Origin of the sequence: Nocardioides potassii (assembly GCF_021648885.1) — a bacterium.
Lineage (GTDB): Bacteria > Actinomycetota > Actinomycetes > Propionibacteriales > Nocardioidaceae > Nocardioides > Nocardioides potassii.
On the sequence record NZ_JAKJHZ010000009.1, the window covers coordinates 262,880 to 286,842 of the forward strand.

25 protein-coding genes are annotated in these 23,963 nt (G+C 70.3%); 2 read left to right on the forward strand and 23 right to left on the reverse strand.

The genetic code is table 11. The features are described 5' to 3' along the window. Positions 1-121 precede the first annotated feature (121 nt). The 6 genes from rpmJ to L2K70_RS15030 all read right to left on the reverse strand — a co-directional run bounded on the left by rpmJ (position 122) and on the right by L2K70_RS15030 (position 11,661). Positions 122-235, reverse strand: coding sequence for a 50S ribosomal protein L36 (gene rpmJ, locus L2K70_RS15005; protein WP_004008316.1), 114 nt, complete (start codon positions 233-235; stop codon positions 122-124). 32 nt (positions 236-267) lie between these two features. Next, entirely contained in the window at positions 268-489 is a 222-nt protein-coding gene (gene infA, locus L2K70_RS15010; RefSeq protein WP_056599768.1) for a translation initiation factor IF-1, read from the reverse strand. Between the two features lie 197 nt (positions 490-686). Beyond that, positions 687-3,188, reverse strand: coding sequence for a transglutaminaseTgpA domain-containing protein (locus tag L2K70_RS15015; protein WP_236402990.1), 2,502 nt, complete (start codon positions 3,186-3,188; stop codon positions 687-689). After that, the gene (locus L2K70_RS15020) at positions 3,185-4,372 is read right to left on the reverse strand and encodes a DUF58 domain-containing protein (RefSeq protein ID WP_236402991.1); all 1,188 of its coding nucleotides are present in this window, start codon (positions 4,370-4,372) and stop codon (positions 3,185-3,187) included. The genes L2K70_RS15015 and L2K70_RS15020 overlap by 4 nt, the downstream gene beginning before the upstream one ends. Before the next feature lie 8 nt (positions 4,373-4,380). Continuing rightward, a complete protein-coding gene (locus L2K70_RS15025; RefSeq protein WP_236402992.1) occupies positions 4,381-5,352 on the reverse strand; it encodes an AAA family ATPase in 972 nt (323 codons plus the stop codon). A 48-nt stretch (positions 5,353-5,400) separates the two neighbouring features. Continuing rightward, positions 5,401-11,661, reverse strand: coding sequence for an Ig-like domain-containing protein (locus L2K70_RS15030; RefSeq protein ID WP_236402993.1), 6,261 nt, complete (start codon positions 11,659-11,661; stop codon positions 5,401-5,403). 195 nt (positions 11,662-11,856) lie between these two features. Here L2K70_RS15030 and L2K70_RS15035 point away from each other — a divergent pair, with 195 nt between their 5' ends. After that, positions 11,857-13,026 carry an FHA domain-containing protein gene (locus L2K70_RS15035; RefSeq protein ID WP_236402994.1) on the forward strand — a complete coding sequence of 390 codons (1,170 nt, stop codon included), beginning with the start codon at positions 11,857-11,859 and terminating at the stop codon, positions 13,024-13,026. Then, a complete protein-coding gene (locus L2K70_RS15040; protein WP_236402995.1) occupies positions 13,023-14,447 on the forward strand; it encodes a serine/threonine-protein kinase in 1,425 nt (474 codons plus the stop codon). The genes L2K70_RS15035 and L2K70_RS15040 overlap by 4 nt, the downstream gene beginning before the upstream one ends. A 42-nt stretch (positions 14,448-14,489) precedes the next feature. On the opposite strand, the gene L2K70_RS15045 is transcribed toward L2K70_RS15040, so the two are convergent. From L2K70_RS15045 to rplP, 17 genes are all read right to left on the reverse strand, one after another. Next, complete coding sequence (locus L2K70_RS15045; RefSeq protein ID WP_236402996.1) at positions 14,490-15,521, reverse strand: TerC family protein; 1,032 nt, start codon at positions 15,519-15,521, stop codon at positions 14,490-14,492. A gap of 204 nt (positions 15,522-15,725) precedes the next feature. After that, positions 15,726-16,559: a type I methionyl aminopeptidase gene (gene map, locus L2K70_RS15050; RefSeq protein WP_236402997.1), complete on the reverse strand. Its 834-nt coding sequence runs from the start codon at positions 16,557-16,559 to the stop codon at positions 15,726-15,728. Between the two features lie 19 nt (positions 16,560-16,578). Further along, entirely contained in the window at positions 16,579-17,154 is a 576-nt protein-coding gene (locus L2K70_RS15055; protein ID WP_236402999.1) for an adenylate kinase, read from the reverse strand. 1 nt (position 17,155) lies between these two features. Further along, positions 17,156-18,451 carry a preprotein translocase subunit SecY gene (gene secY, locus L2K70_RS15060; RefSeq protein WP_236403000.1) on the reverse strand — a complete coding sequence of 432 codons (1,296 nt, stop codon included), beginning with the start codon at positions 18,449-18,451 and terminating at the stop codon, positions 17,156-17,158. A gap of 239 nt (positions 18,452-18,690) precedes the next feature. Further along, positions 18,691-19,131, reverse strand: a complete 441-nt coding sequence (gene rplO, locus L2K70_RS15065; RefSeq protein WP_236403001.1) for a 50S ribosomal protein L15 — start codon at positions 19,129-19,131, stop codon at positions 18,691-18,693. A gap of 1 nt (position 19,132) precedes the next feature. Beyond that, positions 19,133-19,315 carry a 50S ribosomal protein L30 gene (rpmD, locus tag L2K70_RS15070; protein ID WP_129474456.1) on the reverse strand — a complete coding sequence of 61 codons (183 nt, stop codon included), beginning with the start codon at positions 19,313-19,315 and terminating at the stop codon, positions 19,133-19,135. Then, positions 19,315-19,935: a 30S ribosomal protein S5 gene (rpsE, locus tag L2K70_RS15075; RefSeq protein ID WP_236403002.1), complete on the reverse strand. Its 621-nt coding sequence runs from the start codon at positions 19,933-19,935 to the stop codon at positions 19,315-19,317. Before rpsE ends, rpmD begins: the two co-directional genes overlap by 1 nt. 49 nt (positions 19,936-19,984) lie before the next feature. Beyond that, positions 19,985-20,368, reverse strand: a complete 384-nt coding sequence (rplR, locus tag L2K70_RS15080) for a 50S ribosomal protein L18 (RefSeq protein WP_201938332.1) — start codon at positions 20,366-20,368, stop codon at positions 19,985-19,987. A 1-nt stretch (position 20,369) separates the two neighbouring features. Next, positions 20,370-20,912, reverse strand: coding sequence for a 50S ribosomal protein L6 (gene rplF, locus L2K70_RS15085; RefSeq protein WP_236403003.1), 543 nt, complete (start codon positions 20,910-20,912; stop codon positions 20,370-20,372). A 34-nt stretch (positions 20,913-20,946) separates the two neighbouring features. Then, positions 20,947-21,366 carry a 30S ribosomal protein S8 gene (gene rpsH, locus L2K70_RS15090; protein WP_236403006.1) on the reverse strand — a complete coding sequence of 140 codons (420 nt, stop codon included), beginning with the start codon at positions 21,364-21,366 and terminating at the stop codon, positions 20,947-20,949. Between the two features lie 70 nt (positions 21,367-21,436). Beyond that, complete coding sequence (locus tag L2K70_RS15095) at positions 21,437-21,622, reverse strand: type Z 30S ribosomal protein S14 (RefSeq protein WP_011757321.1); 186 nt, start codon at positions 21,620-21,622, stop codon at positions 21,437-21,439. Positions 21,623-21,625: 3 nt separating this feature from the next. After that, a complete protein-coding gene (rplE, locus tag L2K70_RS15100; protein WP_236403007.1) occupies positions 21,626-22,192 on the reverse strand; it encodes a 50S ribosomal protein L5 in 567 nt (188 codons plus the stop codon). Position 22,193: 1 nt separating this feature from the next. Continuing rightward, a complete protein-coding gene (gene rplX, locus L2K70_RS15105) occupies positions 22,194-22,535 on the reverse strand; it encodes a 50S ribosomal protein L24 (protein WP_129474450.1) in 342 nt (113 codons plus the stop codon). A 15-nt stretch (positions 22,536-22,550) separates the two neighbouring features. Next, entirely contained in the window at positions 22,551-22,919 is a 369-nt protein-coding gene (rplN, locus tag L2K70_RS15110) for a 50S ribosomal protein L14 (RefSeq protein WP_236403010.1), read from the reverse strand. A gap of 103 nt (positions 22,920-23,022) precedes the next feature. Next, positions 23,023-23,301 (reverse strand): 30S ribosomal protein S17, encoded by a 279-nt coding sequence (gene rpsQ, locus L2K70_RS15115; protein WP_236403012.1) that lies wholly within the window; start codon positions 23,299-23,301, stop codon positions 23,023-23,025. Further along, complete coding sequence (gene rpmC / locus L2K70_RS15120) at positions 23,298-23,540, reverse strand: 50S ribosomal protein L29 (RefSeq protein WP_236403014.1); 243 nt, start codon at positions 23,538-23,540, stop codon at positions 23,298-23,300. The genes rpsQ and rpmC overlap by 4 nt, the downstream gene beginning before the upstream one ends. Further along, positions 23,540-23,959 carry a 50S ribosomal protein L16 gene (gene rplP / locus L2K70_RS15125; protein WP_236403020.1) on the reverse strand — a complete coding sequence of 140 codons (420 nt, stop codon included), beginning with the start codon at positions 23,957-23,959 and terminating at the stop codon, positions 23,540-23,542. Before rplP ends, rpmC begins: the two co-directional genes overlap by 1 nt. Positions 23,960-23,963: the final 4 nt, after the last annotated feature.

Below are 23,963 nucleotides of genomic sequence, written 5' to 3' on the forward strand. Positions count from 1 at the left end.
CGGTCAGGCGGTGCCTGGCCTAGCGATCACGTTGTGGGTGAAGCGGTGTTGCATCAGGTCCGGCGGAGCCGGAGCTGAGGGTCATCGCGAGCCGCGCTGCCGCTTGCGGCAAGCGGTTGGATCAACCCTGGCGCTGCTTGTGGCGCGGGTTCTCGCAGATGACCATGACCCGGCCGTGACGGCGGATGACCTTGCACTTGTCACAGATGGGCTTGACGCTCGGGTTGACCTTCATGTCAACGGATTCCTTGCTACTCGGCTGACGGCTTACTTGTAGCGGTAGACGATCCGACCCCGGGTGAGGTCGTACGGCGAGAGCTCCACCACGACCCGGTCCTCGGGGAGGATCCGGATGTAGTGCTGTCGCATCTTGCCGCTGATGTGCGCGAGCACCTTGTGCCCGTTGGCCAGCTCCACACGGAACATGGCGTTGGGAAGGGCCTCCACGACGGTGCCCTCGATCTCGATCACGCCTTCTTTCTTCGGCATGTCCTCCACAATCTGTTGTCTCGTTGTCTACCGTGGCCCGGGAACCGCCCGGCACCTGAAGGGACCGGTGGACCTCGTGGGCGGTTCCTGGGAGCCTCATCCCGGGCACGCGCACGGACGTCTGGGACGATCGCACGAGATTCCGGGCAGCCGCGAGGCACCACGAAACACAGCCCACGTTGGGCCGACGCACCAGTTTAGTCAGGCGTGCGCCGAGAACGCCAATCAGCGAGGGCACGCAACCGGGCCCCGCGACGCACGACCGGCTCCCCCGTCGTGGCCTCGTCGTCGGCGCCCGGGGCACGCGTGTCCGCCTCCCGCGTCGTCCGCGCCGGGCGCAGCGAGCGGAGGCTGACCGCGGCGCGGAGCCGCTGCCACCGCCCGACCTCCTGCGACATCGCTCGGCGCTCGGCGTCGACCGACTCCCAGTACGTCGCCGCGGCGGCCTCGGCGGGCACGCTCGGGCCGAAGACGAAGCTGTCGGCGCGGCGGGCCAGCACGGCGGCCTGGCCGGACACGATGCCGACGGACTGCTCGCGGCGGGTGACCGTCGGCCCCAGTGGCACCGGCTGGCCCAGGTCGCGCGCGTGGTCGACCAGCTCGCGCCACGCCCCGACGAACCGGGCGGACATCGAGTCGGCGCGACGCCTGCGGAGGCGGCGCCAGGCCTTGAAGGCGACGATCGCTCCCAGCACGAGCGCGACGAGGAGGAGCGGGCCACCGACGTAGGTCACCACCACGCCGACCCACGACGGGAGGCTGGCCACGAGGCCCTCGTCCTCCGCGGCGTCCTTGCGCGAGGCCTTGCGCTCCTTGAGGTCGGCGTCGCTCTGCTCGCCGGCGTCCGACGGCGGCGGGATGGGGTTGGGCGGCGGGATCACGGTGCCCGACATCGGGGTGTTGGTCTCCGGCACCTGGTCGGCCGGGGGCGTCAGCGACATGAACGCCTCGGTCGGCAGCGTGCGCCAGGACCCGTCGGCGGCGCGCAGCTCGACCCACGCCGACACGTCGGCGCCGGTCACCACGCCGCTCGCGGGCACGACCGCGCCCAGGACGACCCGCGCCGGTACGCCGATCTGGTTGGCGATCAGCGCCATCGTGGCGGCGTACTGCTCGTCGTTGCCGACGATCTGCGGGGCGTTGACGAACTCGTCGGACAGCCGCCACACGCTGTGGCCGGCGACGTAGATCTTCTGCGTGCGCCCGACGCCGTCGGAGTACTTGCCCTGCGAGCGCAGGTGCTCGGCAGCGGCCAGGACCCGGTCCATCGGGTCCGTCCCGGCGTCCTCGGTCCACTTGTCGGCCGGCGCCTGGATGAAGGACGCGCTCGGCGGGAGCGAGGTGACCTCGGCCGAGCCCACCGTCTCGGGAGTCAGCTCGTCGTCGGGCTGGACCTCGGTGAACGTGTAGCGGTCACCGGGCTGCAGGCCGGTGGGGACCACGGCCGTCGAGGTGGCGAGGTTGTAACGGAAGACCTCGGCCTTCGTGCGGGCGTCGCCGGTGTCGAAGGTCATCGACTGCAAAGAGCCGATGGTCGGCAGCCACACCCCCGACCAGCCCTCGCCGAGGGTGATCGTCACCTCGGTCGGGTCGGCGGCGCCGTCCGCGGGGTCGGGGACCGGGTTGTCGATGGTGGAGGAGACCCGCTGGAACGAGTCGTCGGCCGGGCCCGGGAGGGCGTTGTCGCTGGCCCCCCACACCATGCCGTCGTAGCGGTCCATCGTCGCGAAGCGGACCCGAGTGCCCTCCGGCAGCTCACCGTCGACCTCGAGCAGCGTCTTGTCGTAGACGTTGGCCCCGGTGCTCGTTCCCTTGGGGTTGACGTACTTGCGGAAGCCGGCGAGCGGCGAGGGGTACTTGCCGATGTCGAAGGGCGGCTCGACCCAGTTGCGGGCCACGGCACGGTCGGCGTCCCGGCCGGCGAGCACGGCGCTGAGCGGGAAGGCGACTGCGGCGGCCAGGGCGATCATCACCACGGCCCCGACACCACGGACGTAGGACGTCGTCCCGCCCTGGACGGAGGCGCTCGCGCGACGCGCGCGGACCGCCAGCCAGGCGAGGGCGAGACCGGCGAAGACGGAGCCCTGGAGCAGCAGGGACTCCGGGTGCCGTACGCCGAGAAGGATCGCGCCCGACAGGACGAGGGTCATCCCGACGACGGGGAGCACGGCGGCCAGCCACGCACGCCGTACGGGCAGGTGTGCCAGCCCGAGGCCGACGAGCCCCGCGAGCATCCCGGCCAGCCACGGCAGGACCAGCAGGGGTCCGTCACCGTCGACCGGCGGCAGGGTGGTCAGCAGGTCCTTCCAGCCGAAGACGGCCTGGTCGGCCACGCTGGCGATCGTCGAGGCACCGGGGAACAGCGCGCTGTCCCCGAGCGAGCGCAGGCACAGCGGTCCTCCCAGCAGGAAGAACAGCACCACGCAGATGACCACCGCCGAGATGATCGGCCACCCGGCGGCCCGCGTGAGGTGGGTGACGACCACCGCGACCACGGCGCCGAGCATGCCGACGACGAGGTAGGTGGAGCCGGTGAACGAGGAGCCGAGGGCGCTCAGCGCGACGAGCGCGAGGGCCAGGGTGAAGGCGATGTCGACCCACGAGTGCCGGTCGGGGAGCAGGGCGTGCGACCGCACGCGCGTGCGGGTGCCGGTGCTCGACGAGGTCCGCACCCGCCGTCCAGCGGGAGCCTCGCTCATCGGACGCTCCAGCGCAGCAGACCACCGAGGTCTTCCTTGGTGGCGAGGTGCAGGACCGGGAGGCCACCGGTCTCGGTGACCCGGCTCGTCCCGTCGGGGTCGACGACGATCCCGAACCGGCGCACCTCGGGCGGGAAGGCTGCCGCCGCACGCAGCAGGTCGCGGAACCCCGTGTCGGTACCGCCGACGAAGAACGCGAGGCTGGTGTCGCGGGCCAGGGTGCTCGCCTGGCGGCCGGACTCCACGATGCCGCGCTGTCCGAAGTCGGCGCGGCACACAGCGTCGAGCGCCAGGTGGCCGTCGGAGCCCGAGGCCCCGGCCGACGCGTGGGCACCGCAGACGAAGGACACGTCGAACTCGTCGAGGACGGCCCGCACCGCGATCGACGCCGCGACCGCCATCGCGGTCTCGAAGTCCTCGGGGTCCGACCACGAGCCCAGTCGGTCGTCCACCACGATCGTCGCATGGCTGCGACGGGTGTCGAGGTACTGCCGCACCAGCAGCGCGGACTCGCCGGTGGAGGCCATCACCTTGGCCGAGGAGCGCCAGTGGATGTGCCGCAGGTCGTCGCCGGGGACGTACTCGCGGAGGGCGTGGAAGGCCAGGTCGCTCTGGCTGACGGCGTCGGTCGACACGCCCTCGAGGTCGCGCAGCAGGCCGGCGCCGAGCGACTCCATCGGCACCAGGTGGGGCCGCACCAGCACCTCGCGCACGGGCGTCCACACGACGTCGCGGGAGAAGATCCCGATCGGGTCGCCGCGGCGGGTCATCGCCGGGCCGACCGCGATCACCCCGCGGCGCTCGGTGCGGATGGCGAACGACTCCTCGTGGGCGGCGCCGGGTGCGAGCGAGGAGATGCCGTAGCGGTGGATCGCCGACCCCACCGGCACCTCGAGCGTGGTGGGCACCAGTCGCGAGGACGCACGGTTCACGACGAGCACGCCGGCGGCCACCGACTCCCCCGCCGCGACCCGCTCGGGCTGGAGCCGGAGGTCGACCGACACCGACGTGCGGCCCAGCAGGAACGGCACCGCGAGCACGAGCAGGGCCAGGCACGCGACCGACAGCACGGCGAGCTCGCGCCACTGCGCGAGCGCAGCGACGACGCCGGTGGCGATCCCGATCGCGAGGACGAGCCAGCCGATCGGCTTGACGACCTCGAGTGCCTGGTGGACGCGCTTCATCGGAGCTGTCAGGCCCCCACGCGGTCGGTCGGCGGCGCGACGGCGTCGAGCAGCCGCGAGATCACCGTCTGCACGTCGACCCCGCTGAACTGGGCCTCGGCGTCGAGCAGCAGGCGGTGCGAGAGCACCGGCTCGGCGAGGTCCTTGATGTCGTCGGGCACGACGTGGTCGCGGCCGTCGGCGGCCGCCCATGTCTTGGCGACGCGGACGAAGGCCAGGCACCCGCGCGGCGAGAGCCCGAGCTTGACGTGCGGCTGGCGGCGCGACTCCTCCGCCAGCTCGGCGACGTAGCCCACCACGGCCGGGTCGACGTACACGTCGTCGGCGAGGCCGCTCATCTGCGCGATCGTCGCGGCCGTGATCACGGGCTGCACGAGGGCGGCGCGGTCGCGCACGGCGGCGTTGTTGAGCAGCTCGACCGTGGCCTGCCGGTCCGGGTAGCCGACCGAGGTCTTCATCAGGAAGCGGTCGAGCTGTGCCTCGGGCAGCCGGTAGGTGCCGGCCTGCTCGATCGGGTTCTGCGTGGCGATCACCAGGAACGGCTTGCCGACCGGGTGCGCGACGCCGTCGACGGTGACACGACCCTCCTCCATCACCTCGAGCAGCGCCGACTGCGTCTTGGGAGAGGCGCGGTTGATCTCGTCCGCGAGCACGATGGTGTGGAAGATCGGTCCGGGGTGGAACTCGAACGTGCCCTTGTGCTGGTCGTAGACCGTGACCCCGGTGACGTCGGACGGCAGCAGGTCGGGGGTGAACTGCACGCGGGCGTGGCTGCCCTGCACGGTGTTGGCCAGCGCCCGGGCGAGCATGGTCTTGCCGGTCCCCGGGAAGTCCTCGAGCAGCACGTGGCCCTCGGAGAGCAGGCAGGTCAGCGCCAGTCGTACGACGTGTCGCTTGCCGAGGACCGCCCGCTCCATGTTGTCGGTGAGCTGGTCGAAGGTGGACTTGAACCACTCGGCCTGTTCCTGGCTGATCGTCATGTCACGTGTCCTGTCGGGGAGGGGCGGGAGGAAGGGGCTGTTGCCGGGTCACGGCGGCCAGGCGATCGAGGTGGACACCTGTTGTCGCCACCCGTTCTTGCCCGTGCACGTGACGGTGACCGTGCCGCCGCCGTAGTACCAGTCCGTCTCCTGGTCCGCGGACGGCGCGTTGTGGTCGATCGACTGGCCGAACCAACGGCCGGGCGCGTCCGGGCTGGACACCGAGCAGGAGAAGTCGTTGAGGAACCCGTCGGCCCGGTAGTGGACGTAGCCGCAGCTCGCGCTCTCGCAGAGCGGCATGAAGGCGCTCTGCTTGCAGTTGTTGTTGGGGTCGGAGTCGCCGTCCGAGCACAGCCTGCCGCGCGACACCGCCAGGGTCGGCGGCGGCGGGTCGCCGCTCCGGTCGGTCCGACGCGAGCTGTCCGTGCCGCGGCCGCCCGGGTTGTTGTCCTGGAGGGTGACGTCGATCGTCGTGTTCTGCGCGTAGTCGGCCGTGGTGGTGCTGAAGGGCAGGCTGAACGCTCCGGTGCCGGGCAGGTCGACGACGCGCTGGCTCCCGTCGATGGTGACGACGAGCTGGGCGGCGTTGCCGTTGCTGCTGCCGCTGACGGTCCAGGTCACGTCCTTGCCGTTGACGGTCGCGGGCGGGACGTCGTTGAGCATGCCGGTCAGGGGGCCGTAGGACTGGACGCTCTGCTGTCCGCTCAGCGTGCACCCGGCGGGCGCCTTCTCGTTGCACACCCGGAGCTGGACGGGGTAGGGGGCGTCGTTGTTCGGCGTCGGGACGCGGGTCACGAACGTCCCGGTCTGCTGGTTGAACGTCTTGACGACCGAGTTGTTGACCAGGATCTCGACCTTGCTGGTGGTGCCGCGCGAGTCCGGCACGGTGTAGCGCAGCTGGATCTCCTGGTTGTTGCCGGTGGGGATCGCCTCGAAGGGACCCCACTGCGCAGGCCGACCCACGGACTCGATGGCAGTCCCGGTGCTCGGTTGCGAGCGGTTGCCGGGCTGGTTCGCCGCCGTCACGCGGTAGGTGTAGGTCTGTCCGTCGTAGGGGACACCCGAGTGCGTGCAGGTCAGCGACGCCGTCTTCTGGCAGCCGGGCACGGCGACCGGCGCCGCGTTGCCCACCGAGTAGGTGACCGTGTAGAGGGTGGGCCCCTCGCCCTCGGGCGAGACCGCCTGCCAGGCGATCCGCAGGTCCGTCTGGTTGGCCCCGGCCTCGAGGTCGGTGACGGTCGGCGCTGCCGGTGCGGGCGGTGTGCCCAGGGGCTGGAACTCGGCTGAGGACTTCGGCGCCGAGTACCCGACCTTGTTCTGCGCCTTGACGGTGAACACGTACTTCGTGTTGTTGTCGAGACCCGACGCGGGGAAGGTCAGCTGGTCACCGGTGACCGTCGCCTGGCCCCCCGACCACGAGATCGTGTAGTCGATGATCCGTTGACCGCTGACGGTGGGCTTGTCCCACGCGATCGTGATGACGCCGTCGCCGCGCGACCTCATCCGGATGTTCTGGACGCGACCGGGCGCGGTCTCGGCGCGCGCCTGGGTGGACAGCCCGCTGTACGCGCTCGGGCCGACGCGGTTCCACGCGCGCACCCGGAAGTTGTAGCTGCCCCCGTCGCTGAGCCTGCGGAAGACGCACTCGTTCGTCTCGCACTTCTGCGTGACGCCCTTCCGCTCCTCCTTCACCTCGTAGTAGAGGATCGGCGCGCCGCCGTCGTCCTTCGGCGGCTGCCACGACATCTTGACGGCGCCGACCTCGTCGGAGTTCTGGTAGGGCCGCGGCTCGCCCGGCGGCGAGGGCACGCCCACCACCTGGAACTGGATCCGGGCCTCGGCCCGTCGCTCGGCGGGCGGGTCCGAGGCCGACACGTCGCTCACCACCAGCCGGAACTCCGCCTTCACGCCGCGGGCGTCCTTGGCCGCGGCCAGCGTCAGCCTGCTGCCGTCGGCGCTCGCGCGTACGCCGGAGTTCCCGACGCCCTGCACGGACACGATGGTCGGGTCGGGGTCGGAGACACCGGCCTGGAGGTAGGGGGCGACGTCGATGGTGCGGGTCTCGCCCGCCTCCATCGCGTCCACCGCGATGGGGTTCATCGTCGGGGGTGGCGCCTGCGCGAGCCGGAACCGCACCTGCTCGGTGTTGCTCTCCCCCGCTCGTACGTCGAGCACGGCCTCGCCGCCCCGGGTGGCGGTGTCGGCTGCCGTCACGGTGACCACGGAGCCCTCGGCCGAGCCGACGTCGACACCGTCGAGGGACGTGCTCCAGCCGGCCGAGTACTCGAGCCCGACCTCGTCGCGCGGGTCGGGGGTGAAGACCTTGCAGAAGGTGGCGATGTCGAGCTGGTAGCGCTGCCCCGCCGAGATCGGAACGACGGACGAGGGGCACTCGAGCTCGGGCCGGTCGTCCCCGACCTGCACCGGGATCGACAGCAGCACCGTGGCGCCGTCGTCCGTCGTCGTGGTGTCCTCGTTGCCGGACGCGTCGGTGGCGGTCGTGACCTCGACGAGCACGGCGCCGGGACCGCGGAAGGTCTCGGGGGCGCTCAGGGTGAAGCCGCGGTTGCCGTCGGGACCGGCCGACAGGAGCTCGGGCGATGCCGACCACGACCGGCGTCCGGACGCGAGCCGTACGTCCTCCCCGTCCGGTGCGGACACGTAGTCGCTGAGCTTGCCGGTGACGGTCTCCCCCGGGTCGAGGGTGACGAGCGCGTCGTCGTTCACGGTGGGCAGGCCGGTGCCCGTGGGCGGGACGTAGACCGACGCGGTCGCCGACGCACCGTCGGCGTCCTCGACCACGAACGGCAGGACCTTCGGGGCCGGCCCGCGGTCGGCCCGCACGGACACGTCGTCGACGACCGTGGCGGACTCGTCCCCGCTCACCCCGGACACGACGAGGTCCTCGGCCGAGCCGTCGGGGTCGTAGGCACCCTCCAGGACGTCGACGACCACGCTGCCGCTGTCGCCGGCCCGGCCGAAGGCGTCGTAGACGACCGGCGGGTTGTTGAAGTCCGCCTCGGTGTCCAGCGTCATGGTCGCCCGCGACTCGCTCAGGCCGTTGGTGACGCGGTAGACCAGGACCACGGGCGGCCCGTCGTCGGTCTTCGGCGCCGGGACCGTGACGAGGTTCGTCGTCGGGTCGAGCTTCGCACCCGCGGGGCCGTCGAGCAGCGAGACCTCGACGGAGTCGCCGGGAGCGACGAAGTCGTTGGCGAGCGGGTCGAAGGTCGCCGTACGCCCCGGGGCCACGGTGAGCCGGTCGTCGACCGCCAGCGGGGGCTGGGGCTGCGTGGCCCGGACCACTGCCACCCGGACGGTCCCGGTGGCGAAGGCGCCCTGGGAGTCGACGACGGAGTAGGTGAACTCGTCGGTGCCGACGGTGCGGGGGTAGGCCTCGTACTGCAGGAAGTTGCCGCCGAAGTCCACGATGCGGCCCAGGCGGGGCGCGGAGGTGATGCCGGTGACGGTGACCGGGTCCCCGTTGCGGTCCACCCCGGTGCTGGGCGCGCGGATCTTCACCATGTCGGCGGAGGTGACGCGACTCTCGAGGACCGGCGGCTCGGGGGGGTCGTTGGGCTCGCTGGCGGGCACCACGGTCACCCGGAGGATCCCGTTGGCCTTCTTGCCCTCGAGGTTCTGCGCGACGTAGGTGACCTCGTAGGTGTCGCGCTCCTTCAGCTTCTCCGGCGCGACGTAGCGCACGACGCGGCCGGAGACGAACGCCCGGCCCTTGTCGCCGGTCACGTCGACGGGGGCGACGACCTCGAGCTCGCCGGGGGTTTCGCTGTCGACGAGGTCGCTGACCAGGGTCAGCCGGTCGCCCGCGGGCGACACGTCGTTGTCGAGCACCGGCACGCTGACCGCGGCACCGGCACGCACGACCACGCGGTCGCCGGCCGTGATCGGCGTGTTGTCCGCCGGTGCGGGGCGCTGGGTGACCACGACCTCGCCGCGGACGCCGGAGCTCGTGCCGTTGCTGATCGTGTAGGACACGGTCTGGGTGACGGGGAGCAGGTCGGGCTGCACCGAGGAGATCCGCAGCCACCGGCCGTCGATGATGGCGACGTCGAGCTGCCCCGCGCGGTCACCCGCCGCGCGCTGGACGGTGAGGAGGCCGCCGGCCGGGTCGAGGTCGTTGGCCAGCACGTCGACGATGCCGGGCGTCTGGCCGTAGACGGTGAGCGTGTCCGGCATCGCGATGGGGTCGTCGGCGCTCTTGGGACGCGGCTTGACGTCGACGCGGATCGTGCCCTCGTCCAGCGCGGCGTTGCCGTAGCCCGCGTCGTAGTTGAGGAAGTAGGTGCCGGCCCGGTCCCCGGTGAAGGTGAGCTGGCCGGTGTCGAGGTCGGTGACGACGGTGGCGCCCGGCTGCTGCGGCACCTTGGCGCCGAGGCTGAGCTCGGCGTTGGGGGTGTCCGGGTCGGAGCCGGGCAGGTCGTTGAGGAGCGGCCGGATCTTGATCGGCTTGCCGACCTCGCCGCGTACGACGTCGGGCTCGGCACTCGGCGGGAACGAGTTCTGGTCCTTCGGCGCCTGCACCTGGAAGGACAGCGACTTCTTCACCGGCGCCGAACGGCCGTCGGTGACGGCGAAGTCGACCCGGACGGTCTGCGGGCCGTCGGTCGGCGAGGTGGGGGCGTTGAAGCGGATGCGGCCGTCGGACGTCGTACGCGCGACGGCCGCGGTCTCCTCGCCCCCGACCGCCTTGGCCGAGTCGAGCAGCAGCGTGTCCCCGTCGGCGTCGTCGCGCCAGTCGGCGAGGACGGGGACCGCGAGCGCACCGCCGTGCGGCACCCGGTAGACCGGCTTGCGGTAGCCGTTGCGCAGCTCCGGCGGCTCGTTCTCGGCATCCTCGCGGATGTCGACGGTGACGGCCGCGCGTGCCGACAGTCCGCTGCGGCCGTCGTCGATCGAGTAGTCGAACGTCGTCGGCCTGGCCTTCTCCGGCACCTGGAGGACCAGCGTCTGGCCGTCGGGGCTGATCTCGACGCGGGCGCCTCCCGTGGGCTGGCCGACGTCGACGATGCTGAGCAGCCGCCCCTCGGGCGCCGCGTCGTTGTCGAGGGGGTGCAGCACGGTCGTCCGCCCGGGGCGTACGCCGTAGGAGTCCGGCTTCGCGGTCGGCGGACGACGGTCGGCCTGCGAGGGGTTCTCGTTGTCCTTCTCGTCGTCCTCGCTCTGCTTCTTGGAGGTGAACGCGTCCCAGTTGTCGATCTCGATCGGGGAGTCCTGCTCGACGTCCCACACGTTGCCGCTGCTGGCGTCGTTGAGGACGATCTCGCCGCGGTTGACCCGGAACGCCAGGGTGCTGGCGTTGCCGCCGAGGTCGGACTCGACCACCGGCAGCGACCCGCACTGGCGCGCCACGGCGCCGAGGCCGCCCGACCACGCGCCGAAGACACAGGGACCGAGCCGCACCGGCCGCACCGCGTCGCCGGAGTAGGTCGAGGTGATCGTCGTGACGTCGCCCGAGTCGAGGGCGACGCTGAGCAGGCGGTCGTCGGCGCCGACGAGGACCGCGTCGTGGTCCGGGCCGGACTGCTGGAGCAGGCTGCCGGGAGGCACCGAGGCCGTCGCGCCGTCGAGCACCCGCAGCACGCCGGAGTCGGAGTCGAGGGTGACCACCCGCTCCCCCACCGTCGTCACGTCGCTTACCTGGCCGGCATCGCCGGGGAGGTCCGCGGTCGACGGCTTGCCGAGGTCCGGGCCCTTCGGCACGATGGTGGTGACCGTGCCGTCGGCGGCCGAGGTCACCACGACCGTGCCCCCGAGGCTGACGGCGAGCGAGGCGTCCTTGCCGGCCTCGGCGATCGCGTCCGACTGCACGTCGAGCGAGCTCATGAGCGGCTTGCCGAGCTCGGAGTCGTAGCGGACCGCCCACACCTCACCGGTCTCGGGATCGACGCTCGCGAGCGAGCCGCCGCCCATCCGGACCGAGGCGGCTGCCGGGACCGCCGCCGAACCGCCGTTCTGCAGCTCGAGGCGGCTGGTCTCGATCGCCTGGCCGCGGGCGGAGTTCAGGTCGAGCGTGACGACGGAGGCGCCGTCCTGCACCACGTCGAGGCGGGTCTTGCCGTCCTCGCTGGGGACGACCCCGTCGAGCTGGTTGATGGGCTTGTTGAGCCGGCCGGAGAAGCCCTTCTTGCCGTTGACGACCCAGATGCCGCCGTCGTTGAGGTCGGCCTCGTGCTTCTTGTAGCCGCTCGCCCCGATGGCGTAGACCGCCACGGCGGCGGACGCGATCGCGAGCGCCGCACCGGAGGCGATGCCCACCCGGTGCCGACGTACGAAGCCCGCACGCGCCACGCCAACTTCCCCCTTGGCCCACGAGTGACGTGCGCCCGCCGCACTCACCCCGGAGGACAGTATGTAGGGAGCCGAGCATCCATCAAGTCGCGACAGCGTGCGCCGGACCGGTGCGATGGGTGATGATGGAGTGGTGGGCGCGTACGAGGGGAGCCGACGTTGATCGTCGATGCGCGGTACACCAGGGGGTCTGGTGTGCTGGTCGGCAGCGGCGCCCACTGGGTGCTGCTCACCGACCCGGGTGACGAGCAGGTCGTCCAGGAGATCTGGGACGTGCTGTCGATGACCGCGCACTCCGGCGCAGGCGTCGTGGAGCGGGTGCTCGCGATCGTCGAGAAGGCGTTCGACGGCGACCCGCCGGGCCTGGCCGTCGTGGACTTCACGTCCGGCGCCTCGACCACCCTCTCGCGCGGCTCCGGCCACGTGCGGATGGCCGGGCCGGGCCGCGTGCTCAGCCTCGACGGCGGCGACGACCCCGGTGAGCTGGCGACCACGCGCCGGCTCGTCGGTGGCGTGGTCGACGCCCAGCGCGTCGAGCTCCGGCCGCTCTCCGTCCGCAGCGCCCCCGCGATGACCACCGCGCAGGAGACCGCGGCACCGCGACCCGCCCCCGGCATGATCGACGGGATCCCGGCCGCGATCCTCGCCGCCAAGGGGCCCGACGGTCCGCCGCCGCGCAACCGGGTCCGCCCCCCGGTCGACGACACCGGCCCCGCCCGGGACACCTCGGAGCCCGACCCGCTGCTGGCCGAGCGCATCGAGGAGGGCACCCGCACCACGATCCGTACACCGTCCGAGCCCCACACCAGCCTCGCCGAGCACGACCCGGGCGCCGTCGAGCACGACGACCACGACGGGTCGACCACCCTGCGACCGGCCCACCTCTCCCACGGCACCGCACCGACCGTGCTCGCCGTCAGCTGCCCGCTCGGCCACCTGACTCCGCCGGTCTCCCCGCAGTGCCGGGTCTGCCACCAGCGCGTCGCCCCGCAGGAGCCGCGTCGTGTGGAGCGGCCGACGCTGGGCGGGTTGCGGCTGCCGACCGGCGAGGTCGTGCCCCTCGACCGTGGGGTCGTGCTGGGGCGCAAGCCTGCTCCGGCCGACGGGAGCACGGACTGGCCCCACCTGGTGCACCTGCCGAAGGACCACTCCTTCGTCTCACGCCAGCACCTCCAGATCGAGCTCGACGGCTGGGACGTGGTGGCCCGTGACCTCGACAGCAGGGGCGGTACGACGATCGCGCCGCCCGGACGCGAGCCGCAGCGAATGCGCCCGCGCGACGCCTACGTGCTCGAGTCGGGCACGGTCCTGGACCTGGCGCAGGTCTACGCCGTCCGCTTCGAGACGGGGGCGGTTGCCCGGTGAGCGCCCCGGTCATCCCCGGGTTCGCGTTCGTCGAGCACCTGGGCAGCGGCGGGTTCGCCGACGTCTTCCTCTACGAGCAGCAGTGGCCGCGCCAGCGGGTCGCGGTCAAGGTCGTGCGCCCCGACGTGCCGCTGACCGACCGCGAGAAGTACCTCTTCACGGCCGAGGCCAACGCGATGGCCCGCCTCGCCGACCACCCCTACATCGTCTCGGTGATCACCGCGGGCGTCACGGCCGAGGGCGGGCGACCGTTCCTCGTGATGCGCTACTGCCCGCCGCCCGACCTCGGGGTGCGCGTCCGGTCCAACCCGATGGCACCGGTCGACGCGGTCTCGACGGGCATCAAGCTCGCGAGCGCGATCGAGACAGCCCACCGCTCGGGGATCCTCCACCGCGACATCAAGCCGAGCAACGTCCTGGTGACGACCTACCACGAGCCGGCGCTCACCGACTTCGGCATCGCCGGCCACCTGGGCGAGGTCGAGGGCGACAGCGACGTCCGGATCTCCTACCCGTGGTCGCCGCCCGAGCTGCTCGACGGCCGCTCCAACGGCTCGGTCGCCTCCGACGTCTACTCGCTGGGCGCGACGATCTGGCACCTGCTCGTGGGACGCTCGCCCTTCTCCATCCCCTCGGGCGACAACTCCACGCGCGCCCTGAGCGCCCGCATCCTGCACGCCGCTCCCCCGGCCACCCAGCGCCCCGACGTGCCGCCGGCGCTCGACCGGCTGCTGCAGCAGTGCCTGGCGAAGCGACCCGAGCACCGTCCGGGCAGTGCCCTCGAGCTCGCCCGCGCGCTCCAGCGCATCGAGTCGGCGGCCGGCTGGCCGCGCACCGCCGTGGCCGTGGAGGGCGACCGGCCCGACGCCTCGGTCGCCGCGCCCGGGGCGCCCGGGGTGCCCGGGGTGCCGGACGCCCCCGAGGACGCCACGGCGATGAAGCCGGTCACGGTCATCTCGGCCAGCGGTCCCCGCCGCATCGCCGCGCAGGGCCCGGCCCCCGAGGTCGCCGACGACGAGGAGAGCTCGTCCGTCTCCGGCCTGGTCTGGGCGGCCATCGGCGCGCTCGTCGTGGCGCTGGTCGTCGGGTTCCTCGTCCTCGGCGGCGGCGGCCGCGAGGAGGACCCGGGCGTGGTCGTCCCGACCGAGTCGCAGACGCCGAGCGACGTCGTGCCCGACGTGCTGACCGCCGCCCCCACGCTCAACGGACGTCGTACGGCACGCGGGGTGCTGTTCGAGTGGAACCCACCCGTCCCGGCCGAGCCCGGCGACTCCTTCAGCTACCACCGCGACGACACCGGCGACTACGGCCGGACGACGAAGAAGCGCCTGCTGCTGCGCACCGACCAGCCGGTGTGCCTGGACCTGCGGATGACGCGTGGGTCCGACAGCTCCCCGACCGCGAGCGAGTGCGTGTCCTGACGGACTCCCGCCCCACCCGCGGCCGGACCGGAGCCGCGTCGGTCAGTCGTTGTCCCAGTCGCGGCGCGGGCCGCTGGCCGCGTCCTGCTCCGCCGGCGTCTGACGGCTGGACACGAACAGTGAGAGCGCGGCGGTGACGGCCAGCGTCGCCACGATGACCACGAGCGAGAGCCAGATCGGGATCTCGAGCCACGGGTAGTCGAGGTGCTCGCCGCCGTTGATGAACGGCAGCTCGTTCTCGTGCAGGGCGTGGAAGAACAGCTTCACGCCGATGAAGGCCAGCAGGAACGCCAACCCGTAGGAGAGGTAGATCAGGCGTTGCAGGAGGCCCCCGATGAGGAAGTAGAGCTGGCGCAGGCCCATCAGCGCGAAGATGTTGGCCGTGAGCACCAGGTAGGGCTCCTTGGTGATGCCGAAGATCGCCGGGATCGAGTCGAGCGCGAACAGCAGGTCGGTCGTTCCGAGCGTGATGATCACGATGAACATCGGGGTGATCATCCGCTTCCCGGCGTCGCTGTGGAACAGCTCGCGCCCGTGCCACTCCGACGTGGCCGGGAAGCGCTTCTCGACGAACGCGACGACGCGGTTCTCCTCGAACTCCTCGTCGTCCTCGTCCTCGGCGCCCTCCTTGGCCAGCTTGATCGCTGTGTAGACCAGGAAGAGGCCGAAGAGGTAGAAGACCCAGCTGAAGTTGTTGATCGCGGCGGCGCCCACGGCGATGAAGATCGCGCGCATGACGAGCGCCATCACGATGCCGATCATCAGGGCGTACTGCTGGAGCTCCTTCGGCACGGCGAACTTCGCCATGATGATGATGAAGATGAAGAGGTTGTCGATGGAGAGCGAGTACTCCACCAACCACCCGGAGAAGAACTCCAGGCCGTGCTGGTGGTCCCACGTGAGCCACACGCCGATACCGAAGATGATCGCCAGCCCCACGTAGATGGAGAGGTAGATCGCGCACTCCTTCATGCTCGGCTCGTGCGGCCGGCGCCCCACGATGACGAGGTCGAAGGTGAAGATGGCGACGGTCACGATGCCAGTGGCGATCCAGACCCAGGTGGGGACGTCCACGTGTGTGCTCCTAGAGATGGGGGAGGTCGGTGTCCGTGCAGCACACGGAGACCGGAGGTCTCCTCCGCTCGCACGTCTCGGGCGAACCAGTGGCACCGGGCGCCGCTCGCGCGATCACCGTGATGACGACACCACTGCGTGGGAGTACTCCCCTCCAGTACCCACATCCTGTCACGAGGTGCGCTCGGCCCGCGACACGGACCGTCAGCCGGGCTGGCGACCGCCGAAGGCGACACCGAGCTCGGTCAGCCTGGCCTCGCCGCCGTCGACCGCGGTGAGGACCCAGGTCCCCTCGGGCGTCACGGTGAAGGTGTGCTCGAAGTGGGCGGCCATCGATCCGTCGACGGTCGCGACCGTCCACTCGTCCTCGAGCAGGTCGGTGTCCTTGCTGCCGAGCGTGACCATCGGCTCGACGGCGAGGGCCAGGCCCTCGACGATCGAGGGACCGCGCCCGCGCCTGCCGTAGTTGGGGACGTTGGGCGCCATGTGCATCTCGGTGCCGATGCCGTGCCCGGTGTAGTCCTCGAGGATGCCGTAGCGACCCTGCGAGCGGACGTAGGTCTCGATCGCGTGGCTGATGTCGGTGACCCGCCCTCCGAGCCGGGCGGCGGCCATGCCGCGCCACAGTGACTCCTCGGTGACCCGCAGCAGCTCTCGTACGTCGTCCGCGACCTCTCCGACGGGCACGGTGATGGCCGCGTCGCCGTGCCAGCCCGCCACGATCGCGCCGCAGTCGATCGAGACGACGTCGCCGTCGACCAGGGTCCGCGACCCCGGGATGCCGTGCACGACCTCGTCGTTGACCGACGCGCAGATCGTCGCCGGGAACGGCGGCTGGCTGTAGCCCTTGAACGACGGGACGCCACCGTGGTCGCGGATGTTCGTCTCGGCGAGGGTGTCGAGCTCGAGCGTCGTGACACCGGGCCGCACGGCGGCCCGCAGCAGCTCGAGGGTCTCCCCCACGAGCCTGCCGGCGACCCGCATCAGGTCGATCTGGTCACGCGTCTTGATCTCGAGACCGCGGTCCCGGAAGCCCATCTCAGGTGAACCCGTCGGGTCAGCTCTGCGGGATGACGTCGAGGGCGTCGAAGATCCGCTGCGTGACGGCGCTGACCTCGCCCATGCCGTCGAGCTCGACGAGGATGCCCCGCTCGCGGTAGACCCCGATGAGCGGCTCGGTCTGCTCGGCGTAGACCTCCTGGCGGCGACGGATGACGTCCTCGGTGTCGTCCGTGCGGCCGTCGGTCTGCGCTCGCTGAAGCAGCCGCTGGACGAGCTCCTCCGGGTCGACCGTGAGCACCACGGCCGCGTCGAGGGAGTGACCGGTGTGCGCGATCATCCCGTCGAGCTCCTCGACCTGGTCGAGGGTGCGCGGGTAGCCGTCGAGCAGGAAGCCGGGAGCGGCGTCGGGCTCGTCGATCCGGTCGCGGACCATCCGGTTGGTGACGTCGTCGGGGACGTACTCGCCCGCGTCCATGTAGCGCTTGGCCTCCACGCCGAGGGCCGTGCCCTGCGAGACGTTGGCGCGGAAGATGTCACCGGTGGAGATGGCAGGCACCCCGAAGTGCTCGGCCACGACGCGGGCCTGCGTGCCCTTGCCCGCTCCAGGCGGGCCCATGAGGATCAGACGCATTTTACTTGAGGAATCCTTCGTAGTTGCGCTGCTGGAGCTGGCTCTCGATCTGCTTCACCGTGTCGAGCGCGACGCCGACCATGATGAGGATGGACGTGCCTCCGAAGGGGAAGTTCTGGTTGGCCTGCACGATCGAGAACGCGATGAGCGGGACCAGCGAGATCAGACCGAGGTAGAGGGCTCCAGGGAACGTGATGCGGGACAGGACGTAGGACAGGTAGTCCTCGGTCGGCTTGCCCGCCCGGATCCCGGGGATGAAGCCGCCGTACTTCTTCATGTTGTCCGCCACCTCGACGGGGTTGAAGGTGATCGAGACGTAGAAGTACGTGAAGAAGATGATGAGCAGGAAGTACGCGATCATGTAGAGCGGGTGGTCACCCCGGACGAGGTAGGTGCCGACGAAGTCCAGCACCGGGTTCTTGCTGTCGGGGTTGAACTGCACCGCCATCGCCGGGAGGTAGAGCAGCGACGAGGCGAAGATGACCGGGATGATGCCGGCCTGGTTGACCTTGAGCGGGATGTAGGTGGAGTTGCCTCCGAACATCTTGCGGCCCACCATGCGGCGGGCGTACTGCACCGGGATGCGGCGCTGCGCCTGCTCGATGAAGATGACGGCGGCGACCAGGATCAGGCCGACGACCATCACGATGCCGAAGGTGAGCCAGCCCTTGGAGGTCTTCACGCTCCACAGGGACACCGGGAACGTGGCGACGACCTGGGTGAAGATGAGGATCGACATGCCGTTGCCGATGCCGCGGTCGGTGATGAGCTCGCCCAGCCACATGATCACTGCGGTGCCGGCGGTCATCGTCACGACCATCACCAGGAACGTGCCGGTGCCGTTGTCGTGCAGCAGGTCGCGGTTGCACCCCTGCAGGAGCGCGCCATTGCGGGCGAGGGCCACGATGCCCGTGGCCTGCAGCACGGCGAGGCCGAGCGTCAGGTAGCGCGTGTACTGGGTGATCTTCGCCTGGCCGGCCTGGCCCTCCTTCTTCAGCGCCTCGAGCCGTGGGATCACCACGACGAGCAGCTGCAGGATGATCGAGGCCGTGATGTAGGGCATGATCCCGAGCGCGAAGATGGTGAGCTGGAGCAGCGCACCACCGGAGAAGAGGTTGATGAGGCTGTAGAGCCCGCCCTCCTCCAGCTGGTTGAGGCAGGCCTGGACGTTGGCCACGTGGACGCCCGGGGTCGGGACCTGCGACCCGAGCCTGAAGATCGTGACGATCAGCAGGACGAACAGCAGCTTCTTGCGCAGGTCCGGGGTCCGGAAAGCGTTGGCGAACGCGCCTAGCACTGGTTCCTCTTTCGTTCGGGTGCCCGGCCGAGTCAGGCGGGCGGCGAGAAGACCGGTCGCCGTCGTACGGCGAAAGGCCCGGGGAAGCCTAACAGTCGGGTCGCGGCCCTCTTCCCCGTGCAGCGGGTCGAGCAGTCAGGGTCGAACCTCAGGTGGAGAACGACGAGGGCCCGGCCGACAGTTCCCACTGTGCGGCCGGGCCTTCACCGATGAGCGTGATCGTTGGTCCGAGGTATGCCTCAGGCCACGGTCGTGGTGCCGCCCGCGGCCTCGATCTTCTCCTTGGCGGAGGCCGAGAACGCGTCGGCGCTGACCTGGACGGCCACCGAGATGTCGCCCTGACCGAGGACCTTGACGGGCTGGCCCTTGCGGACGGCACCCTTGGCCACGAGGTCGGAGACGGTCACCGTGCCACCGTCGGGGAACAGCTCGCCGAGGCGGTCGAGGTTGACGACCTGGAACTCCACGCGGAAGGGGTTCTTGAAGCCCTTCAGCTTGGGCAGGCGCATGTGGATCGGCATCTGGCCACCCTCGAAGGCGACCGGGACCTGGTAGCGCGCCTTGGTGCCCTTCGTACCGCGACCGGCGGTCTTTCCCTTGGAGCCCTCACCGCGACCCACGCGGGTCTTCGCGGTCTTGGCTCCCGGAGCGGGACGCAAGTGGTGCAGCTTGAGCGTCATGTCACTCCACCTCCTCAACCGTCACGAGGTGACGGACCGTGTTGACCATGCCGCGGATCTCCGGGCGGTCTTCCTTGACGACCACGTCGCCGATCCGCTTGAGACCGAGCGAGCGCAGCGTCTCGCGCTGGTTGGCCTTGAGGCCGACCGTTCCGCGCTTCTGCTGGACCTTGAGCTGTGCCATTACGCCTGCACCCCCGCGGTCGCCTCGACCTGGCCCTCGGCGCGAGCCTTGAGGATCGCGGCCGGGGTGACGTCCTCGACACGCATGCCGCGGCGGGCCGCGACCTGCTCCGGCTCCTCCAGCATGCGGAGGGCCTCGACCGTCGCGTGGACGATGTTGATCTGGTTGGACGAGCCGAGCGACTTGCTCAGGACGTCGTGGATGCCGGCGCACTCGAGCACCGCACGCACCGGGCCACCGGCGATCACACCGGTACCGGGGGCGGCGGGGCGCAGCAGGACGACGCCCGCGGCCTTCTCGCCCTGGACCGGGTGCGGGATGGTGCCCTGGATGCGGGGGACGCGGAAGAAGTGCTTCTTCGCCTCCTCGACACCCTTGGCGATCGCCGCCGGGACTTCCTTGGCCTTGCCGTAGCCGACGCCGACCATGCCGTCGCCGTCGCCGACGATCACGAGGGCGGTGAAGCTGAAGCGCCGACCACCCTTGACGACCTTGGCGACACGGTTGATCGCCACGACGCGCTCGATGTAGACCGACTTCTCAGCCTGGCCACGACCGTTGTCGCGGCCGCGCCGGTCACCCGAGCCACCGCTGCGCTGTCCGCGCTGGGCTCCGCTCATGAGATGTGCTCCATATCTAGGTTCTTCTCTCTTCTCGCGTCGGGCGCGATCAGAAGGACAGTCCGCCCTCCCGGGCGGCATCGGCGAGGGCCGCGATGCGGCCGTGGTACTTGTTGCCGGCACGGTCGAAGACGACGCCCTCGATCCCCGCGGCCTTGGCACGCGAAGCAACCAGCTCGCCGACCTTCTTGGCCTGCGTGGTCTTGTCGCCGCCCGCGGTGCGGACGTCGGCCTCCATGGAGGACGCGTACGCCAGGGTGGCGCCGGCCAGGTCGTCGACGACCTGGACGGTGATGTGACGAGCGGAGCGGGTGACCACCAGGCGCGGACGCTCGGTGGTGCCGTTGATCCGCTTGCGGCCACGCGCCTGGCGGCGCAGGCGGGCGCGGACACGGTTCGCCGTGTGCTTGTTGTTGCTCAGGGAGATAGCCATGTCACTTACCGGCCTTTCCGACCTTGCGGCGGATGTGCTCGCCGGCGTAGCGCACGCCCTTGCCCTTGTAGGGCTCGGGCTTGCGGAGCTTGCGGATGTTGGCCGCAACCTCGCCGACGAGCTGCTTGTCGATGCCGACGACGCCGAGCTTGGTCGGGCCCTCGACGGTGAAGGTGATGCCCTCGGGGGCGTCGAAGATGATCGGGTGCGAGTAGCCGAGCTGGAACTCCAGCTGGGTCGGACCCTTGGGGAGGACGCGGTAACCCACGCCCACGATCTCGAGCTTCTTCTCGTAGCCCTCGGTCACGCCCACCACCATGTTGTTGATGAGGGTGCGGGTCAGGCCGTGGAGCGAGCGGCTGTTGCGCTCGTCGTCGGGACGCTGCACCTCGAGGACGCCGTCCTCGCCCTTGGCGATCGTGATCGGCGCGGCGATGGTGTGCGACAGGGTGCCCTTGGGGCCCTTGACGGTCACCAGCGAGTCGTCGATCGCGACGTCGACGCCGGACGGGACCGCGATGGGGAGCTTGCCAATGCGCGACATGCTTCTCTCTCTTCCTGGTCTCAGTAGGTCCGGGTCACCAGACGTAGGCGAGGACTTCGCCGCCCACGCCCTTCTGGTTCGCCTGGCGGTCGGTCAGCAGCCCCTGCGACGTCGAGATGACCGCGACGCCGAGGCCGCCGAGGACCTTGGGCAGGTTGGTGTGCTTGGCGTAGACGCGCAGGCCGGGCTTGCTGATGCGGCGGACGCCGGCGATCGAGCGCTCCCGGTTGCGGCCGTACTTGAGCGTGATGGTCAGCGTCTTGCCGACGGCGGGCTCGCCCTCGGCCGAGACGTTGTCCGCGACGTCGTAGGAGGTGATGTAGCCCTCCTGCTTGAGGATCTCCGCGAGGCCGGCCTTCATCTTGCTGTAAGGCATCGACACCACGTCGTGGTACGCCTGGTTGGCGTTGCGCAGACGCGTGAGCATGTCTGCGATCGGGTCAGTCATCGTCATGATGTGGTTTCTTTCTCGTCGTGGTTTCCCCAGGCTCGCGGCCTGGGGACCTGCAACGTGTGTGAGGGAATTACCAGGAGGACTTGGTGACGCCGGGCAGCTCGCCGCGGTGGGCCATCTCCCGCAGGCAGATACGGCACAGGCCGAACTTGCGGTAGACGGCCTTCGGGCGGCCGCAGCGCTGGCAGCGGGTGTAGCCGCGGACAGCGAACTTCGGCTTGCGGGCGGCCTTGACCTTGAGCGCAGTCTTCGCCATGGCTCAGTTCTCCTTGAACGGGAACCCGAGCTGCTTGAGCAGCGCGCGCCCCTCGTCGTCGTTGGTGGCGGTGGTCACGATGGTGATGTCCATACCGCGCGACCGGTCGATCCTGTCCTGGTTGATCTCGTGGAACATGACCTGCTCGGTGAGACCGAAGGTGTAGTTGCCACGACCGTCGAACTGCTTCGGCGACAGGCCGCGGAAGTCACGGATGCGGGGCAGCGCCAGCGAGAGCAGGCGGTCCAGGAACTCCCACATGCGGTCGCCGCGCAGCGTGACGTGCGCGCCGATCGGCATGCCCTCGCGCAGCTTGAACTGGGCGATGGACTTGCGGGCCTTCGTGACGGCCGGCTTCTGGCCGGTGATCGCGGTGAGGTCGCGGATCGCGCCCTCGATCAGCTTGGAGTCGCGAGCAGCCTCGCCGACACCCATGTTGACCACGATCTTGGTCAGGCCGGGGACCTGCATGACGTTGGCGATGTCGAACTCGGTGCGCAGCGCGGGGAGGATCTCCTCGCGGTAGCGGGCCTTGAGCCGGGGAATCTCGGTGGAGGTGGTCTCAGCCATCTCAGATCTCCTTGCCGGTCTTGCGGGACACGCGGACCGAGCGGGTCGCAGAGTACGTCGAGCCGTCGGGACGGCGCTTGGTGACCTCGTCGCGGCGGAAGCCGATGCGGGTGACGCCGTCACCCTCGACCAGCATCACGTTGGAGACGTGGATGGGCGCCTCGCGGGTGATGATGCCGCCGGTCGTACCGGTCTGCTGGACGGACTTGGTGTGGCGCTTGACGAGATTGACTCCCTCGACGATCACGCGGTCCTCCTCGCGGAGCACCGTGATGACCTTGCCCTGGGCACCCTTGTCCTTGCCGGCGATGACCTTGACGGTGTCGCCCTTCTTGATGTTCATGTTCTTACCCATCTCTCACAACACCTCCGGGGCGAGCGAGATGATCTTCATGAAGCGCTTCTCGCGCAGCTCACGGCCCACGGGGCCGAAGATGCGCGTGCCACGGGGCTCGCCGTCGCCCTTGAGGATGACGGCGGCGTTCTCGTCGAAGCGGATGTAGGAACCGTCGGCGCGGCGACGCTCCTTGACGGTGCGCACGACCACGGCCTTGACGACGTCGCCCTTCTTGACGTTGCCACCGGGGATCGCGTCCTTGACGGTGGCGACGATGACGTCACCGATGCCGGCGTAGCGACGGCCAGAGCCACCGAGAACACGGATGCAGAGGATCTCCTTCGCACCGGTGTTGTCGGCGACCTTGAGTCGCGACTCCTGCTGGATCATTGATTTCTCCTGGTTGTCGAGCTGGTTCTCGCACCCTCAGCGGGGAGTGAGCCTGGCCGAACTGATATGTGGAAACTGGTGTCGCGGGCCCGTGGGCCCGAGGTCACTTGGCCTTCTCGAGGACCTCGACGAGGCGCCAGCGCTTGGTGGCCGACAGCGGACGGGTCTCCATGATTAGGACCCGGTCGCCGATGCCGCACTGGTTGCTCTCGTCGTGGGCCTTGAGGCGCGAGGTCTTGCGCAGCACCTTGCCGTAGAGCGCGTGCTTCACGCGGTCCTCGACGGCGACGACGATCGTCTTGTCCATCTTGTCGCTGACGACGAGGCCCTCGCGGACCTTGCGCTGGTGGCGCTCCGCCGGGGTCGCAGTGTTCTCGCTCATGCCTTGCCCTCTTCGTTGGTGCCCGGCGTGGTCCGGATCCCGAGCTCGCGCTCGCGGACCACGGTGTAGATGCGGGCGATGTCCTTCTTGACCACGCGCAGCCGGCCGTGGCTGTCCAGCTGGCCGGTGGCCGCCTGGAAGCGGAGGTTGAACAGCTCCTCCTTGGCCTCGCGCAGCTTCGCCTCCAGGTCGGTGGCGGTGAGCTCGTCGAGCTCGTGGGCGTTCAGCTTGGTAGCCATCAGAATTCACCGGCCTCACGGGAGATGAACCGGCACTTCATCGGGAGCTTGTGCATCGCGCGGCGCATGGCCTCGCGCGCAACAGTCTCGTCGACGCCGGAGAGTTCGAACATGACGCGGCCGGGCTTGACGTTGGCCACCCACCACTCGGGGGAACCCTTTCCGGAACCCATGCGGGTCTCGGCAGGCTTCTTGGTCAGCGGGCGGTCCGGGTAGATGTTGATCCAGACCTTGCCGCCACGCTTGATGTGACGGGTCATGGCGATACGAGCCGACTCGATCTGTCGGTTGGTCACGTAGTGACCCTCGACCGCCTGGATGCCGAAGTCACCGAACGCCAGCGACGTGCCGCCCTTGGCGGCGCCGGTGCGCTTGGGGTGGTGCTGCTTGCGGTGCTTGACGCGACGGGGCATCAACATGGGG